This window comes from Serratia proteamaculans (assembly GCF_949794035.1).
Taxonomy (GTDB): domain Bacteria; phylum Pseudomonadota; class Gammaproteobacteria; order Enterobacterales; family Enterobacteriaceae; genus Serratia; species Serratia proteamaculans.
The window spans coordinates 5,270,292-5,285,474 of the sequence record NZ_OX461105.1; the positions used below are offsets into that span (position 1 = coordinate 5,270,292).

Here is a 15,183-nt window from a genome sequence, read left to right on the forward strand (position 1 = left end):
TATGGCTGACTGGGTTAATGGCAAGGTTACGCAAGTCACGCAATGGACAGACGGGCTGTTCAGCATTACCGTCCATGCCCCCATTGCTCCTTTTACCGCCGGGCAATTTGCCAAACTGGCGCTGGAAATTGACGGCGAGCGCGTGCAACGCGCCTATTCCTACGTCAACGCTCCCAGTGACCCAAATCTGGAGTTTTATCTGGTTACCGTGCCGGAAGGTAAACTGAGCCCACGCCTCAATCAGCTGCAGCCGGGATCGGAAGTGATGGTGACCAAAGAGGCCGCCGGATTTTTCGTGCTGGAGGAAGTGCCTGAATGCGACACCCTGTGGATGTTGGCGACCGGAACCGCGATTGGCCCTTACCTGTCGATGCTGCAGGAAGGCAAAGACCTGGAGCGTTTCAAAAACCTGGTGCTGGTACATGCCACCCGCTTTGCGCGCGATCTCAGCTACCTGCCGCTGATGCAACAATTACAGCAGCGCTACAACGGTAAACTGCGCATTCAGACTATCGTTAGTCGCGAAGAAGTCAGCGGTTCACTGACGGGCCGCGTGCCGGCGCTGATCGAGGATGGCCGGCTGGAAGCAGCGGTGGGATTACCCCTAGACGCTGAAACTGACCACGTCATGCTGTGCGGTAACCCGCAAATGGTGCGGGATACCCAACAAACGCTGAAAGATCAGCGGCAGATGCGCAAGCACCTGCGCCGCAAGCCGGGCCATATCACCAGCGAGCAATACTGGTAAGCTGTTACCTCAGTCCGCGCCGAACTTCACCGGTTCGGCCGGTGGGCCAAAACGGTTGGTGTCGGGCGTGCCGACAAACGCGCCCAAATCGATCATCATCATCACAATGATCAGCGTCGGGACAAACCGCCCGACGCCCCATTGCCAGAGCGGGGCCAGCATTTGCCAGTTGCCCGCCGCCAGCAACCACGCCAGGATCAGCAACAACGCCCACCAGCCTGCTTTGTTGCGGTCGTGCAGCCGTTTCACCAGCACCGCCGCCGTCGGCCACAGCAACCCCACGATAAAGAATGCAATGGTCTGGATATCCACCAGCTCACGACTGGCCAGAGAAAAAGCCACCGCCATCAGCAGCAACCATAACACCATCCAAATCCAGAAATCACGCCGCCCAATTCGGCCCTTAAACGAAAAGCACCACTGTTGTATTGTCATTGAATCCTGCATTGTTAGCCTGCCCATATTCTGCCGTGCAGTGTAACATAGGCGCTGCAGGGCGAAGATTTCCGCCCTGCATTACGCGGAGTAACGCACAGCTTTCCTGTCAGCAAGCGATAATGGCGCGGGATCTTTGACAACCCCCCTCGGTTATCGCTTTAATCGGAGCCATCTTTGTTCTTGATGTCGTATGCCATGCTGAGAAAAACCATCGCCATCGCCTGCCTGTTGTTGGGTATCAGCAGTGCCTGGGCCGATCCGCCGGATGCCGCCGTCAGTGCGTCGCCCACCGCGCCGTACCTGCTGGCCGGGGCGCCGACGTTTGATCTGACGGTGGTAAAATTCCGCGAAAAATATAACCGCGACAACCCAACGCTGCCGATTGGTGAATTTCGTGCCATCGCAACGGCAGAAGACGACACGCCGTTGCTGACGCGTGCCGCCAGCAAGTTGAACGAAAATCTCTACGCCTCCATCGCGCTGGAAAAAGGCACCGGCAAAATCAAAACGCTGCAGATCACCCACCTGCCGCTGCAGCAGAGCAGTGAAGAAAAGGCCGCCCGCACCAGCGCCATCAGTTATATGGCCGCACTGATGCGCCAGTTTGAACCGGCGCTGACGGTGGAAAAAAGCCTGAGCAAAGTGGCTAACCTGTTGGAAAAAGGCAAAGGTTCACGCTTCTACCAACAGCAGATCGGCGCAATCCGTTATGTGGTGGCAGACAACGGCGATAAAGGGATAACTTTCGCTGTTGAACCGGTTAAGCTGGCGTTATCCGAGCCGTAACAGCTGGCTATTTAATGACGAAAAGCAAAGCCTTCGCGCTTAATCATCTCTATACTGTTGGGCAGGTAAACTGCCGGTCCGGCAGTGGTTATTTCGACTCTCGCGTTCCCTTGTTGGAGGAAAAAACATGCGTCATCCATTAGTTATGGGTAACTGGAAGCTCAACGGCAGCACTCACATGGTTAACGAACTGATCGCCGCGCTGCGCAATGAGCTGAGCAGCGTTGACGGTTGTGGCGTTGCTATCGCACCACCGGTCATGTATCTGGACCAGGCCAAGCACGCACTGGCCGGCAGCCGCATTGCCCTGGGCGCCCAAAACGTAGACGTGAACCTGTCCGGCGCATTCACCGGTGAAGTTTCCGCCGACATGCTGAAAGATGTTGGTGCTCAATACATCATCATCGGCCACTCCGAGCGTCGCACTTACCACAAAGAAACTGACGCTGCGATCGCCGAAAAATTTGCCGTGCTGAAAACTGCCGGTCTGATCCCAGTGCTGTGCATCGGTGAAACTGACGCAGAAAACGAAGCGGGTAAAACCGAAGAAGTTTGTGCACGCCAGATCGACGCCGTGCTGAAAACCCAGGGTGCTGAAGCCTTTAAAGGCGCGGTTATCGCTTATGAACCAATTTGGGCTATCGGTACCGGTAAGTCTGCTACCCCTGCGCAAGCACAGGCAGTACACAAATTTATCCGCGATCACATCGCCAAGCAGGACGCAGCCGTGGCTGCAGAAGTGATCATCCAGTACGGCGGTTCCGTGAACGACAAGAATGCCGCAGAACTGTTCACCCAGCCGGATATCGACGGCGCGCTGGTTGGCGGCGCATCACTGAAAGCCGATGCTTTCGCCGTGATCGTCAAAGCCGCTGCTGCTGCTAAAAAAGCCTGATTTCACTCGGCTTATAAATAAAAAACCCCGGCTTGCCGGCAATGCCGTTCACTTAAGTGGTGAGGCATAACGATTCACCGGATAACGGGTTTTTGATATCTTAACCGCCCTCGGCCTTGATGGTCGGGGGCGTTTTGTTATGAACATCGCCTCCAAACTCCCCCTCAGGTGCATCAGCCGTTTCGGTATCGTTCCGGGGGATACCGTATTACCCAGCACTATCAGTTCCGTCGCTATTACCCCAAAAGCAAATTTAAAACTCATCTCCGACGGCGCTCTTTTATACTGTTTTGCCGTCAGCGCCGCTTCCCGCCTGATAAGGTTGTAAGCCAGCAGCAACCCCCACACTTCCTGATGCAGCAACTCCACTTTGCGCCTTCTCAGCACCATCGCATTACTCTGCAGGCTGCTTTTGATATTGCGAAAACCCACTTCGATTTCCCATCGGGAATGATAAAGCTCCGCCACCGCTTTGGCCGGATAACGATCCGCAGGCAATGAAGTCAGCACGGTTTTCTCCACACCGCCGATATCGTAACTGACCGCCCGGGCATACCAGGACTCAGGAAGGGCCGGGTTTTGCTTTCGAGCCTGCGCAGAGACTTTCATTTTTAGCAGACGGTCGCCCGCTCCGTAGCTTTCCTGCACGTCTGCGACCATCCCTTTGCGGGCAGGCAGTAGCCAGTGGCGATTTTCGCCGCCATGGTTCACCCCTGTTAGTAAATCCGCACTAAAAAATAGCTTATCAAACAGGGTGATGGAGTTATCCGGTAACGCCTTAATCAGGTCATGCGCCAACCGGGTCTCGCTACACCGGTAAGGCCCGGTGACCGCATCCAGCAGAACATGACTGCTCAGGTTCATCAACGCCACCAGACGCATCACCGGAAAAGGACTCTGTCGGTCTGTAGAGGTGTTACTGGAACCAAAATGCGCACGAAGTTCCGGTTCATCGGGCGTACGCAGTTGTGCACCGTCGACGGCAAAGAGCTGCAATCCTCTCCAGTCATCTTTGGGATAGCGTTCAGTCCCCCAGGTTCGTGCTGTCTGGCGAAACAGCCATTCAACAGGGGCAGCACCGACACGCTGGCGTGCCTGTGTAATGGCGCTGCGTGCCAGAAGCTGCGTGCCGGCTTCGCCATCGGCACTGAGGTTAAGGCGGCGGACAATATCGGTAATGGGCTCATTACGAAAGAAGGCCATACAAACGACCATCCAGACCACCATGTCCCCGGGCAGGCGGCGGCGTCTGACGGTGGCATGGGTAGACAGAGAAAGGCAATGCTGGAGCCATTCAACAGGAAGATGTTCAGCAAAAATCTGCGCAGAAGGTGGCGGTAACAAAGGCTGGTCGCTAAAACTGAGCAGGTCATCGAGAAGTGGCATAAGAAAACGGCTCCCTGTAATGGAAGCCGTTATATTGCCGCAGATTAAGGATCGGTCAACCGATCCTTAACTGATCGGCATTGCGGCTTGCCGGGGTTTTTTATTGTTGCCATTCGTCATCAACGCTTGCTGATTTCGTCGAACACACCGCCAGTGGCGAAGTGCACCTTCTGCGCCTGAGTCCAGCCACCGAAAGTATCATCTACGGTGAACAGCTTCAGTTTCGGGAACTGGTCGGCAAACTTGGCCGCCACTGCCGCATCACGTGGACGGTAATAGTTTTTCGCCGCGATGGTTTGCCCTTCTGGCGTATACAAATACTTCAGGTAAGCCGTAGCGATATCACGGGTACCGCGCTTATCAACCACCTTATCCACCACCGACACGGTCGGCTCAGCCAGAATCGATTCACTCGGGGTGATAATTTCAAACTTGTCCTTGCCCAGCTCTTTTTCCGCCAGCAGCGCTTCGTTTTCCCAGGCGATCAACACATCGCCGATACCACGTTCAACGAAAGTATTGGTTGAGCCGCGCGCACCGGAGTCCAGCACTTCGACGTTCTTATACAGGTTTTTAACGAATTCCTGCGCCTTGGCCTGGTCGTTATTGTTCTGATGCAGCGCGTAACCCCAGGCAGCCAGATAGTTCCAGCGTGCACCGCCGGAGGTTTTCGGGTTCGGAGTAATCACCGAGACACCCGGTTTAATCAAATCTGCCCAATCGTGAATTTGTTTTGGGTTGCCTTTTCGCACCAGGAACACAATGGTCGAGGTGTAAGGTGCCGAGTTATCCGGCAGGCGTTTGATCCACTCTTTATCAATGCGTCCGCGCTCGGCGATAGCATCCACGTCATAAGCCAGCGCCAGTGTCACCACGTCGGCCTCAATGCCGTTAATGACCGAGGTCGCCTGCTTGCCTGAACCACCATGCGACTGGCGTACAGTGACTTTATCGCCGGTCTGTTGCTGCCAGTATTTACCGAATGCGGTGTTATATTCCTGATAGAATTCACGCGTCGGGTCGTATGAAACGTTCAGCAATTGGATATCTTTCGCCATGGCACCAGACGCCAGCAGCATGATTGTCAGACCTACACCCCATTTACGCATACGCATCGACTCGCTCTCCCAGGAAAAATAATCGCAACCTCAATCGGTTGATTTAGCATCAGAGCCTGCCAGAAACTCTCCTATCAATTAAAGAATAAAAAATGTTGGGCTAGACGATTATGGAATATATCTGCTGCTGGGGATAAAAAAAGCCTCCGCATGCGGAGGCTTCTATTGCCTGAATTAAAACGGGATCAGTAGAGTTTTTTCGCCGTTTCCAGCCAGTCGCCCTTGAAGGGACGCTTCATATTTTCGATCGCATCGATGATGTCGTGATGCACCATCTTCTCGTTTTGGATACCGACACAGCGACCACCGTAGCCCTGCAACAACAGCTCGATGGCGTAAGCGCCCATGCGGGAAGCCAGAATGCGGTCGTAAGCTACCGGCGAACCACCGCGCTGAATATGACCCAACACGGTGGCGCGGGTTTCACGCTTGGTTTCTTGCTCGATATGGCGCGCCAACTCATCGATATCGCAGATGTGTTCGGTGATCGCCACGATCGCGTGTTTTTTACCTTTGTCGATGCCAGCCTTGATTTCACACACCAGATCTTCGCGGTTGAACTCAATCTCAGGCAACACGATAAACTCGCAACCACCGGCGATAGCCGCCGCCAGCGTCAGATCGCCGCAATAACGTCCCATCACTTCAACGATGGAAATACGCTGATGTGAGGATGAGGTATCGCGCAACCGGTCAATCGCTTCCACCACGGTTTCAAGCGCAGTGAAATAACCAATGGTGTAGTCGGTACCGGCCACGTCGTTATCGATGGTGCCAGGCAGACCGATACAAGGGAAACCCTCTTCCGTCAGGCGTTTGGCACCCATATAGGAACCATCACCGCCAATGACCACCAGCGCATCGATATCGCGGTTTTTCAGGTTTTCAATCGCCTTGGCGCGTACGCTGTCGTCTCTGAATTCCGGGAAACGGGCTGAACCGAGGAAGGTGCCGCCGCGATTGATCATATCGGACACGCTGTAGCGGTCCAATTTTTCCATGCGATCTTCGTACAAACCAAGGTAGCCATCGTAAATACCAAAAACTTCCAGACCCTCTGAAAGGGCAGCACGCACAACGCCACGGATCGCAGCGTTCATACCCGGCGAATCACCGCCACTTGTCAGTACACCGATTTTCTTGATCATGACTACCTCTGAACTGTAGATGCAATTTCTTAAGAATTCTGTATTCGCCGATTGTCTTGAAACCTCTCCGGCTGCAGAAAACCAGCTTTACGGCTTATTGCTGGATATTATAACAAAAACACCCAGCTGAATTGATTCAAGTCACGCAATATTGCGGTAAAAAACCACCATGGCACGCTGAGCTAACCGCAAAACGGCTCTCACCGGCCCTACATTGATTATAGCTCCCAACGCCCCTGTCGCCCCTCTGGTACCACGGAACAGGGGTCCTGATGGATGAGGACATCCGCTCCGGGGAAACGATGCAACAATGCCTGTTCCACCTGCTCGGCCAAAAGATGTGCCTGCATCAGTGGCAACGCATCGTCCATCTCCAGATGCAACTGGATAAAACGCGTCGGGCCAGACTGGCGGGTACGCAAATCGTGTGCACCTTTCACCCCTGGCCAGGAAGAAACCACATCGATGATCGCCTGACGTTCATCGTCCGGCAATGCCCTGTCCAGCAGCGATTGCACCGCCTCATGACCCATCCGCAGCGCGCTATAAAGAATGTAGACGCCAATGCCCAATGCAAACAGCGCATCCGCCCGTTGAAAACCGTACCAGCTTAGCGCAAGCGCTATAAGAATAGCACCATTCATCATGACATCTGACTGATAATGCAGCATATCTGCTCGCACCGCCTGACTGCGGGTTTTTCTTACCACCCAACGCTGATATGTGACCAAGAGCAAGGTGCTGAACAAGGCCACCACCGTCACGGCAATACCAATGCCGGGATCACGTAGCGTTTCCGGGGAGTACAGATGTTGGAAACCCGTCAGGAACAAAAACAGGGCCGAGCCGGAAATAAACATGCTTTGTGCCAGCGCAGCCAATGACTCGGCCTTACCGTGCCCGAAAGTGTGTTCCTCGTCAGCCGGCTGCAGCGAATAACGCACCACCAGCAGATTAGTCAGCGATGCGGCAATATCCACCAAAGAATCCACCAACGCCGCCAGCAAGCTCACTGAACCGGTGTGGTACCAGGCGACAATTTTGATCATTAACAGTATGGAGGCCAATGCGGTGGCAGCTAACGCAGCGGATTTCACCAGACGCGCATATTGCGGTTCCATAACCCATCCCGGTTAAACATTAAGAGGGTCAATATAGCGGAATGATGGACAAAAAAAACCCCGCCATCATGGCGGGGGAAGACAGGGATGGTGTCTATGGCAAGGAAAAACAGGGACTACTCAGTCATACTTAACTTCTGGGCAGAAGTTTGCTGCAAACCAGAAATTTGTTGCTCCATCTGCTGCATGCGCTGCTGATGCTTCTGGTCTAAAACACTTTTTTGCTGTGGCGTCAGCAGGTTATACATTTGGTTGCGCACTCTGGCCATTTCGACCTGGCGCTTAACCTGTTGCTGAGCCATCTGTTCCGCCTGGGCATACACGGCGGCTTCATCAAATTTGTCTGCGGTCACCAGCTTATGCATGGCTTCCATTTCAGCTACATTGACACCAGGCAGATCGTGGCGCGCCTGGCGCATTAAATCGCGCATTCGCTGACGCTGCTCTTCGGTCAGGCTGACACCATCAAACATATGGTGCTGACCGGGTGCTCTGGTCATCGCGTCGCTTCCGGGAGTCGGTACAGTTTCCGATGTAGTGTCGGCAGCGAACGCAGCGGTAGAACCTATTGCCAGCATTGATGCCATAACTAATGCGGTCACCTTACGCATTTTAACTCCTCGTGCTTTCTCACTTTGCGAATCAACGAGGAGCAGTGTACTGCTGCACCTGCAAACATGCGTCAGTGCATGTAAAACTACGTAAAGTCATGGAATGCCAACAGTTGATGACGTATTTTGCGTCAGGAGGAAAATACACAATGAATAAAATTCTGTTAGTTGACGACGACCGCGAGCTGACCTCGCTGTTAAAAGAACTGCTTGAAATGGAAGGCTTTACCATCGTCGTGGCTTACGATGGTGAACAGGCGTTGTCGCTTCTGGACAGCTCCATCGATCTGCTGTTGCTCGATATCATGATGCCGAAGAAAAACGGTATCGATACCTTAAAAGAACTGCGTCAGCACCACCAGACGCCGGTCATTATGCTGACCGCACGCGGCAGTGAACTCGACCGCGTGTTGGGCCTGGAACTGGGTGCCGATGACTACTTGCCAAAACCTTTTAACGATCGTGAGCTGGTGGCGCGTATTCGTGCGATCCTGCGCCGTTCCAACTGGAGCGAACAGCAGCAAAACGTGGATACCGGCGCACCCACGCTGGACGTTGACGGTTTGCAGCTCAACCCGGGCCGTCAGGAAGCCAGTTTCGACGGCCAAACGCTGGATCTCACCGGCACCGAATTTACCCTGCTGTACCTGCTGGCGCAGCATCTCGGCCAGGTGGTTTCACGTGAACTGCTGAGCCAGGAAGTGCTGGGCAAACGCCTGACACCGTTCGATCGCGCCATCGACATGCATATCTCCAACCTGCGACGTAAACTGCCGAACCGCAAAGATGGCCATCCGTGGTTCAAAACGTTGCGTGGTCGGGGTTACTTAATGGTATCTGCGACATGATCAACAGTTTGACGGCACGCATCTTCGCCATTTTCTGGTTCACATTAGCCCTGGTGCTGATGCTGGTGTTGATGGTGCCCAAGCTCGACTCCCGCCAAATGACCTCGCTGCTGGACAGCGAGCAGCGGCAGGGGCTGATGCTGGAACAACATGTCGAGGCCGAGTTGCAAAACGATCCGGCCAACGACCTGATGTGGTGGCGGCGCTTATTCCGCGCCATCGAAAAATGGGCCCCACCGGGGCAGCGGCTGCTCCTGGTCACCAGCGAAGGCCGGGTGATTGGCAACATGCAGCGCAACGAAATGCAGTTGGTGCGTAATTTTATCGGCCAATCTGATAATTCCGACCACCCGAAGAAGAAAAAATACGGCCGTGTCGAACTGGTCGGCCCATTCTCCGTACGTGATGGTGAAGACAACTACCAGTTGTACCTGATCCGTCCCGCCAATAGCCCACAATCCGACTTCATCAACCTGATGTTCGACCGGCCGCTGCTGCTGCTGATCGTCACCATGTTGATCAGCGCCCCATTACTGCTGTGGCTGGCCTGGAGCCTGGCAAAACCGGCACGCAAACTGAAAAACGCGGCCGATGACGTAGCACGCGGCAACCTGAAACAACATCCGGAGCTCGAAGCCGGGCCGCAAGAGTTTCTGGCTACCGGTGCCAGTTTCAACCAAATGGTCAGCTCGCTGGAACGCATGATGACCGCTCAGCAACGGCTGATCTCCGACATCTCGCATGAGCTGCGCACCCCGCTGACCCGTCTGCAATTGGCGACCGCGTTAATGCGCCGTCGCCACGGTGAAGGGCGTGAACTGGCGCGTATCGAGACCGAAGCGCAGCGCCTGGACTCGATGATCAACGATCTGCTGGTATTGTCACGCGGGCAGCAGAAAAGCGAGTTGGTACGTGAACGGCTACTGGCTAATGAACTGTGGGCCAATGTGCTGGATGACGCGGGCTTCGAAGCAGAACAAATGGGCAAACAACTGGAGGTTACCTCCCCTCCGGGTCCGTGGACGCTATTCGGCAATGCCGGCGCATTGGACAGCGCGCTGGAAAATATCGTACGTAACGCCCTGCGCTATTCGAACACCCGTATCGCCGTGGCATTCAGCGCCGACAATCAGGGTATCACCATTGTGGTCGATGATGATGGCCCCGGCGTCAGTGCGGAAGATCGCGAACAAATTTTCCGACCGTTTTATCGCACCGACGAAGCGCGCGATCGCGCCTCCGGTGGCACCGGTTTGGGCCTGGCAATCGTAGAGGCGGCGGTCAACCAGCACCGCGGCTGGGTGAAAGCGGAAGACAGCCCGCTCGGTGGTTTGCGTCTGGTGTTGTGGTTACCCTTGCATCAGCGCTGATCGCCTAAGACAGGCCGGTAAGATTTTGCTATTCTGCGCCCCTCGTCATGAGGGGCTTTTTACATGCTGAACATTGTTTTATTCGAACCTGAAATTCCACCCAATACCGGCAATATCATCCGCCTGTGCGCCAATACCGGTTTTCAACTGCATCTGATAGAACCTATGGGTTTCCCGTGGGATGACAAACGCCTGCGCCGCGCCGGGCTGGATTATCATGAATTCGCCAGTATCCAACGACACGCCGATTACGCCGCCTTTATCGCCAGCGAAAATCCGCAGCGGCTGTTTGCCCTGACCACCAAAGGCACCCCGGCACACAGTGCAGTCAGCTATCAGGCCGGCGACTACCTGTTGTTCGGTCCCGAAACCCGCGGACTGCCAGCCGAGATCCTCGAAGCCCTGCCTGCGCAGCAGAAAATTCGCATCCCGATGCAGGCACAAAGCCGCAGCATGAACCTGTCTAATGCCGTAGCCGTGGTGGTGTATGAAGCCTGGCGGCAGCTGGACTACGCGGGTGCCCTGATCAAGCCCTGACCAAGAACAGCACAGGTAAAAACAAGCCGCACATCACGATCCTGATAAGTCGCTCTGAAACATGGCACGCCCGGCGCTGAAAACATTCGCTGTAGCAGAAGATAATGAGCTATGTTTTGTAAGGGTTATCGGCACTCATCATAGGAAATCGTATGAAAAAACAACGCTTGAGCGTTGCCATAGCGGTACTGGCAGCTGGCCTGTTGCTGGCGGGTTGTGCATCCAAAGTAACAAAAACAGAGCAGTACTCAGGCTTCCTGCCGGACTACAGCAAACTGCAGGAAACCAGCTCACCAAGCGGACATACAACGCTGCGTTGGATCGATCCTAACTTTAAAGAATCCAACTACCGGGGTGTATATGTTGCACCGGTAGTCTATTACCCGGTGGCGAAACCTACCGCGCGCGTCAGCCAGCAGACACTGGACAAAATTAGAAACTACACCGACCAAAGTATGAGAAAAGCGATAGCCGAGCGCACAACCGTACTTAAGAGCCCAACGGGTTCTCGCGTATTGCTGGCCAAGGTGGCGATCACCGCCGTATCCGCCGAAGATGAAGACATGAAATTCTATGAGGTGGTGCCGGTTGCCGCTGTGGTGGCCAGTACGATGGCCGCGACGGGCCACCGGACGCAAAACACCACCCTGTTCCTGGAAGCGCAACTGATTGATCAAGATACCGGCAAGACAGTGCTGGAGGTTGTTCGCAAGAGCTACGGTGAAACCGTCAGCAACGACAGCGCACCGGTAACGGAAGCACAAGTCAAAGCGGCAATCGATCAAATGGTCGCCGATACCGTAGCGTTCCCGAAACAAGGTTAACTCCGCGCCAGAAAGCATCAGGGGAGCCGAAGCTCCCCTGATTGTATTATTTAACAACCCGCCAGCTTAAATACCGTCGCCGTACTCAAAGCCGTGGTTGGTACCGTTAAAGTACTGATCCATATCCATCGATGGCGTATCGCTTTCCGGTCGACCGACAATGCGCGCAGGCACCCCGGCAGCCGTGGTATGTGGCGGCACCGATTGCAGCACCACCGAGCCGGCACCAATTTTCGCGCCTTTACCCACTTCGATATTGCCGAGAATCTTAGCCCCGGCGCCAATCATTACACCCTCGCGGATCTTCGGATGACGATCGCCGCTGGTCTTGCCGGTACCACCAAGAGTGACCGACTGCAGAATAGATACGTTGTTTTCGACCACCGCGGTTTCACCGATCACAATGCCGGTCGCATGGTCAAGCATGATGCCGCAACCGATGGTCGCCGCCGGATGGATATCTACGCCGAAGGCGACCGAAATCTGGTTCTGCAGATAAATTGCCAACGCCTGCCGCCCCTGCAGCCACAACCAGTGGCCAATACGGTAAGCCTGCAGGGCGTGGAAGCCTTTCAGGTACAGCAGCGGCGTTGAGTACTTGTCTACTGCCGGGTCGCGCAGGCGCACCGCCAGGATGTCCTGTGCCGCTGAAGCGATCATTTGCTGATCGGCCAGGTAGGCATCCTCCACCACTTCACGCACCGCAATGGCGGGCATAATCGGGTTAGCCAACTTGTTTGCCAGAATATAGCTGAGCGCACCACCCAGGTTGTCGTGCTTGAGCAACGTCGCATGATAAAAGCTAGCCAGCATCGGTTCACACTCAGCCAGCTCTCTCGCCTCTGATTTGATGCTATTCCAGACCTGCTCTAACTCTTCTGACGACATCAGGTTCCTCTCCGCCTTGCAAAACAGGCCGCCTCACCGCATTGCGATCAGGCAGCCCAATTCATAGGTTATGCGCTGTGTTTTTCGTCTTTTCTGGTGCGCCCTAGCAGGCTCAGCGCAGCTTCCCGGGCATTTTTATGGCAATACAGCACCTGGTAAATCTGTTCGGTAATCGGCATTTCCACACCGTAGCGTTGCGCTAATGCCAAAACTTCTTTGGTATTGCGATAGCCCTCGACCACCTGACCGATGCTGTCCTGCGCTTCTTGCACGCCTTTACCTTGCCCCAGCATAATACCGAAACGGCGGTTGCGCGATTGATTATCGGTGCAGGTTAATACCAGATCGCCCAACCCGGCCATGCCCATGAAGGTCGATGGGTCCGCACCCAGCGCAGAGCCGAGGCGGGTCATTTCCGTCAGGCCACGGGTAATCAGTGCAGTACGCGCATTGGCACCAAAACCGATGCCGTCTGACATCCCGGCACCGATGGCAATCACGTTCTTCACCGCCCCGCCCAGCTGCACGCCGATAAAATCGGGGTTACTGTAAACCCGGAAGCTTTTGCCGCAGTGCAGCAACTGCTGCAGATCTTCGGCGAACTGCGCATCGGTAGAAGCCAGCGCAATCGCGGTTGGCAGCCCGGCGGCCAGCTCTTTGGCAAACGTCGGTCCAGAGACCACCGCCAGCGGAATAGCCTCGCCCAGCGCTTCACGCGCCACGTCCTGCAACAGCCTGCCGGTTTCCGCTTCCAGCCCTTTGGTCGCCCACACAATGCGGGCATCCGGGCGCAGATGCGGTTTCAACTGACGCAGCACATCGCCGAACACATGGCTTGGTACCACCACCAGCACGTCGCGGCTGGCAGCCAGCGCGCGCGCCAGATCGGCTTCGAGCAACAGCGTATCGGGGAAAGCTACGTCAGGAAGAAATGCCTGGTTGCAGCGGTCGTGCTGCATCTTTTGGATCTGCTCGGGGTTATGGCCCCACAGCACCACGGAGTGGCCATTACGCGCCAGCGTAATGGCTAATGCGGTGCCGTACGAGCCGGCACCGATTACGGTCATTGAAGCATTGACGGTGTTCATCAGGCATCCTGATGTGGTGCGGCACCTTCGCCTTCGGACTGCTGTTGCAGATAGTTCATGAACAGCGCGTCAAAGTTAACCGGTGCCAGGTTCAACTGCGGGAATGTACCGCGAGAAACCAGGCTGGTGATGCACTCACGCGCATACGGGAACAGAATGTTCGGGCAGTATGCACCCAGGCAATGCGCCAGCTGCGTGCCGTCGATGCCCGCTACGGAGAAGATACCCGCCTGCTGCACTTCACACAGGAACGCAGTTTCTTCGCCCAGGGACGCAGTCACGGTTACGCGCAGTACAACTTCATACACTTCGTCAGCCAGCTGGCTGGAAGCGGTATCTAGATCCAGTTTAACTTCTGGCTGCCATTCCTGCTGGAAAACCTGCGGAGCCTTTGGTGCTTCGAAGGAGATATCCTTGGTATAAATACGCTGGATCTGGAAAGCCATCTCGGTGCTGTTTTGTTCTGACATGTGTGTAATACCCTTGGTTAAACGTCCTTATTGACACTCAGTAACCGGCAGTCGCCCGCTTAAAGCAGCGGATCCAGACCACCACGAGCATCGAGTTCATATAAATCATCACAGCCGCCAATGTGTTGGCCGTCGATGAAAATCTGAGGCACGGTGGTGCGCCCACTGCGCGCAATCATCGCTTCGCGTTTTTCATTATCACCATCAATGGCGATTTCGTTAAACGCAGCGCCCTTGCTGTTCAGCAGCGCCTTGGCGCGATGGCAGAACGGGCAGGTCGCTTTGGTGTAGATATCAATGTTAGCCATGGATTACCACCTCAAATACGTTAAAGAATTACTTACCGCGTACTAGCGGCAGGTTTTCCCCGCTCCAGCCGGCAATACCGTCTTTCAGCGTAACTACGTTTTCAAAACCGGCTTTGCTCAGATTATCTGCCGGCTCGCGAGAAGTGGTGCCGTTGGCACAAACCACGATGATCGGCTGAGCCTTGTGTTTTTCCAACTCGCCCAGACTGCCGCTTTTGATTTCGCTGGCGGTCAGGTTGATGGCGTTGGCCAGGTGGCCTCGGCGGAAATCATCACGGCTGCGGGTATCAACCACAACGGCATCTTCTTTATTAATCAGGCGGGTGGCTTCACCACGGGTGATCTCTTTCACCTTGGAGAAACTGCTCTTGAACGTCATGACGATCACCGCAACCAGCAGGGCGATCCAGGCCAGGCTCAGTATGGGATGCTTGCTAACGAATTGCATAATTTCTTGCAGCATGGGGTGTAACAACTCCCGTCAGTTAAGGGAAAAAATAACTCAAGGTTCCAGAGTATACCTGCCGAGTGCAGCAAATACAGCCAATAAGCAAGCGCTATTGCAGAAACTGCGGGCTACGCTGAGAAATTCGCGGTGC

General features: G+C 54.9%; 18 protein-coding genes. 7 read left to right on the top strand and 11 right to left on the bottom strand.

The window, feature by feature from the left end; translation table 11 throughout:
• Nucleotide 1 precedes the first annotated feature (1 nt).
• Nucleotides 2-748 carry a ferredoxin--NADP(+) reductase gene (fpr, locus tag QOT07_RS24500; protein WP_099063881.1) on the top strand — a complete coding sequence of 249 codons (747 nt, stop codon included), beginning with the start codon at nucleotides 2-4 and terminating at the stop codon, nucleotides 746-748.
• A gap of 9 nt (nucleotides 749-757) precedes the next feature.
• Here the strand turns inward: fpr and QOT07_RS24505 are convergent, their stop codons facing one another.
• Nucleotides 758-1,183, bottom strand: a complete 426-nt coding sequence (locus QOT07_RS24505; RefSeq protein ID WP_099063882.1) for a DUF805 domain-containing protein — start codon at nucleotides 1,181-1,183, stop codon at nucleotides 758-760.
• Between the two features lie 198 nt (nucleotides 1,184-1,381).
• Between QOT07_RS24505 and QOT07_RS24510 the strand changes: the two genes are divergently transcribed.
• On the top strand, nucleotides 1,382-1,972 hold the full coding sequence (locus QOT07_RS24510) for a DUF1454 family protein (RefSeq protein WP_207980031.1): 591 nt from the start codon (nucleotides 1,382-1,384) through the stop codon (nucleotides 1,970-1,972).
• Between the two features lie 127 nt (nucleotides 1,973-2,099).
• Nucleotides 2,100-2,867 carry a triose-phosphate isomerase gene (gene tpiA / locus QOT07_RS24515; RefSeq protein WP_085120028.1) on the top strand — a complete coding sequence of 256 codons (768 nt, stop codon included), beginning with the start codon at nucleotides 2,100-2,102 and terminating at the stop codon, nucleotides 2,865-2,867.
• Nucleotides 2,868-2,915: 48 nt separating this feature from the next.
• On the opposite strand, the gene QOT07_RS24520 is transcribed toward tpiA, so the two are convergent.
• From QOT07_RS24520 to cpxP, 5 genes are all read right to left on the bottom strand, one after another.
• Nucleotides 2,916-4,253: an IS4 family transposase gene (locus QOT07_RS24520; RefSeq protein ID WP_283604132.1), complete on the bottom strand. Its 1,338-nt coding sequence runs from the start codon at nucleotides 4,251-4,253 to the stop codon at nucleotides 2,916-2,918.
• 119 nt (nucleotides 4,254-4,372) lie between these two features.
• Nucleotides 4,373-5,362, bottom strand: a complete 990-nt coding sequence (locus QOT07_RS24525) for a sulfate ABC transporter substrate-binding protein (protein ID WP_099063943.1) — start codon at nucleotides 5,360-5,362, stop codon at nucleotides 4,373-4,375.
• A 194-nt stretch (nucleotides 5,363-5,556) separates the two neighbouring features.
• Nucleotides 5,557-6,519 carry a 6-phosphofructokinase gene (pfkA, locus tag QOT07_RS24530; RefSeq protein WP_085120029.1) on the bottom strand — a complete coding sequence of 321 codons (963 nt, stop codon included), beginning with the start codon at nucleotides 6,517-6,519 and terminating at the stop codon, nucleotides 5,557-5,559.
• Nucleotides 6,520-6,737: 218 nt separating this feature from the next.
• Nucleotides 6,738-7,640 (bottom strand): CDF family cation-efflux transporter FieF, encoded by a 903-nt coding sequence (fieF, locus tag QOT07_RS24535; protein WP_099063884.1) that lies wholly within the window; start codon nucleotides 7,638-7,640, stop codon nucleotides 6,738-6,740.
• A gap of 116 nt (nucleotides 7,641-7,756) precedes the next feature.
• Nucleotides 7,757-8,251 (bottom strand): cell-envelope stress modulator CpxP, encoded by a 495-nt coding sequence (gene cpxP, locus QOT07_RS24540; protein WP_207979986.1) that lies wholly within the window; start codon nucleotides 8,249-8,251, stop codon nucleotides 7,757-7,759.
• A gap of 149 nt (nucleotides 8,252-8,400) precedes the next feature.
• On the opposite strand from cpxP, the gene cpxR reads away from it, so the two are divergent.
• The 4 genes from cpxR (at nucleotide 8,401) to QOT07_RS24560 (ending at nucleotide 11,830) form a co-directional block, all read left to right on the top strand.
• The gene (gene cpxR, locus QOT07_RS24545) at nucleotides 8,401-9,099 is read left to right on the top strand and encodes an envelope stress response regulator transcription factor CpxR (protein ID WP_004953234.1); all 699 of its coding nucleotides are present in this window, start codon (nucleotides 8,401-8,403) and stop codon (nucleotides 9,097-9,099) included.
• Entirely contained in the window at nucleotides 9,096-10,469 is a 1,374-nt protein-coding gene (cpxA, locus tag QOT07_RS24550; RefSeq protein WP_099063886.1) for an envelope stress sensor histidine kinase CpxA, read from the top strand. The genes cpxR and cpxA overlap by 4 nt, the downstream gene beginning before the upstream one ends.
• Nucleotides 10,470-10,532: 63 nt before the next feature.
• Complete coding sequence (trmL, locus tag QOT07_RS24555; protein WP_085120033.1) at nucleotides 10,533-11,006, top strand: tRNA (uridine(34)/cytosine(34)/5-carboxymethylaminomethyluridine(34)-2'-O)-methyltransferase TrmL; 474 nt, start codon at nucleotides 10,533-10,535, stop codon at nucleotides 11,004-11,006.
• Nucleotides 11,007-11,158: 152 nt separating this feature from the next.
• Nucleotides 11,159-11,830: a DUF3313 domain-containing protein gene (locus QOT07_RS24560; protein WP_099063887.1), complete on the top strand. Its 672-nt coding sequence runs from the start codon at nucleotides 11,159-11,161 to the stop codon at nucleotides 11,828-11,830.
• A 66-nt stretch (nucleotides 11,831-11,896) separates the two neighbouring features.
• On the opposite strand, the gene cysE is transcribed toward QOT07_RS24560, so the two are convergent.
• From cysE to QOT07_RS24585, 5 genes are all read right to left on the bottom strand, one after another.
• On the bottom strand, nucleotides 11,897-12,718 hold the full coding sequence (cysE, locus tag QOT07_RS24565) for a serine O-acetyltransferase (protein ID WP_099063888.1): 822 nt from the start codon (nucleotides 12,716-12,718) through the stop codon (nucleotides 11,897-11,899).
• Between the two features lie 68 nt (nucleotides 12,719-12,786).
• Nucleotides 12,787-13,806, bottom strand: a complete 1,020-nt coding sequence (gene gpsA / locus QOT07_RS24570) for an NAD(P)H-dependent glycerol-3-phosphate dehydrogenase (protein WP_099063889.1) — start codon at nucleotides 13,804-13,806, stop codon at nucleotides 12,787-12,789.
• Nucleotides 13,806-14,276, bottom strand: a complete 471-nt coding sequence (gene secB / locus QOT07_RS24575; protein ID WP_012147489.1) for a protein-export chaperone SecB — start codon at nucleotides 14,274-14,276, stop codon at nucleotides 13,806-13,808. The genes gpsA and secB overlap by 1 nt, the downstream gene beginning before the upstream one ends.
• A gap of 59 nt (nucleotides 14,277-14,335) precedes the next feature.
• On the bottom strand, nucleotides 14,336-14,584 hold the full coding sequence (gene grxC, locus QOT07_RS24580; RefSeq protein WP_012147490.1) for a glutaredoxin 3: 249 nt from the start codon (nucleotides 14,582-14,584) through the stop codon (nucleotides 14,336-14,338).
• 28 nt (nucleotides 14,585-14,612) lie between these two features.
• Entirely contained in the window at nucleotides 14,613-15,047 is a 435-nt protein-coding gene (locus tag QOT07_RS24585) for a rhodanese-like domain-containing protein (protein ID WP_085120037.1), read from the bottom strand.
• Nucleotides 15,048-15,183: the final 136 nt, after the last annotated feature.

What these genes read in the sequence shown, in the direction of transcription:
- fpr (WP_099063881.1), top strand. Translation starts at nt 2, where the DNA reads ATGGCTGACTGGGTTAATGGCAAGGTTACGCAAGTCACGCAATGGACA.
- QOT07_RS24505 (WP_099063882.1), bottom strand. Translation starts at nt 1,183, where the DNA reads ATGACAATACAACAGTGGTGCTTTTCGTTTAAGGGCCGAATTGGGCGG.
- QOT07_RS24510 (WP_207980031.1), top strand. Translation starts at nt 1,382, where the DNA reads ATGCTGAGAAAAACCATCGCCATCGCCTGCCTGTTGTTGGGTATCAGC.
- tpiA (WP_085120028.1), top strand. Translation starts at nt 2,100, where the DNA reads ATGCGTCATCCATTAGTTATGGGTAACTGGAAGCTCAACGGCAGCACT.
- QOT07_RS24520 (WP_283604132.1), bottom strand. Translation starts at nt 4,253, where the DNA reads ATGCCACTTCTCGATGACCTGCTCAGTTTTAGCGACCAGCCTTTGTTA.
- QOT07_RS24525 (WP_099063943.1), bottom strand. Translation starts at nt 5,362, where the DNA reads ATGCGTAAATGGGGTGTAGGTCTGACAATCATGCTGCTGGCGTCTGGT.
- pfkA (WP_085120029.1), bottom strand. Translation starts at nt 6,519, where the DNA reads ATGATCAAGAAAATCGGTGTACTGACAAGTGGCGGTGATTCGCCGGGT.
- fieF (WP_099063884.1), bottom strand. Translation starts at nt 7,640, where the DNA reads ATGGAACCGCAATATGCGCGTCTGGTGAAATCCGCTGCGTTAGCTGCC.
- cpxP (WP_207979986.1), bottom strand. Translation starts at nt 8,251, where the DNA reads ATGCGTAAGGTGACCGCATTAGTTATGGCATCAATGCTGGCAATAGGT.
- cpxR (WP_004953234.1), top strand. Translation starts at nt 8,401, where the DNA reads ATGAATAAAATTCTGTTAGTTGACGACGACCGCGAGCTGACCTCGCTG.
- cpxA (WP_099063886.1), top strand. Translation starts at nt 9,096, where the DNA reads ATGATCAACAGTTTGACGGCACGCATCTTCGCCATTTTCTGGTTCACA.
- trmL (WP_085120033.1), top strand. Translation starts at nt 10,533, where the DNA reads ATGCTGAACATTGTTTTATTCGAACCTGAAATTCCACCCAATACCGGC.
- QOT07_RS24560 (WP_099063887.1), top strand. Translation starts at nt 11,159, where the DNA reads ATGAAAAAACAACGCTTGAGCGTTGCCATAGCGGTACTGGCAGCTGGC.
- cysE (WP_099063888.1), bottom strand. Translation starts at nt 12,718, where the DNA reads ATGTCGTCAGAAGAGTTAGAGCAGGTCTGGAATAGCATCAAATCAGAG.
- gpsA (WP_099063889.1), bottom strand. Translation starts at nt 13,806, where the DNA reads ATGAACACCGTCAATGCTTCAATGACCGTAATCGGTGCCGGCTCGTAC.
- secB (WP_012147489.1), bottom strand. Translation starts at nt 14,276, where the DNA reads ATGTCAGAACAAAACAGCACCGAGATGGCTTTCCAGATCCAGCGTATT.
- grxC (WP_012147490.1), bottom strand. Translation starts at nt 14,584, where the DNA reads ATGGCTAACATTGATATCTACACCAAAGCGACCTGCCCGTTCTGCCAT.
- QOT07_RS24585 (WP_085120037.1), bottom strand. Translation starts at nt 15,047, where the DNA reads ATGCTGCAAGAAATTATGCAATTCGTTAGCAAGCATCCCATACTGAGC.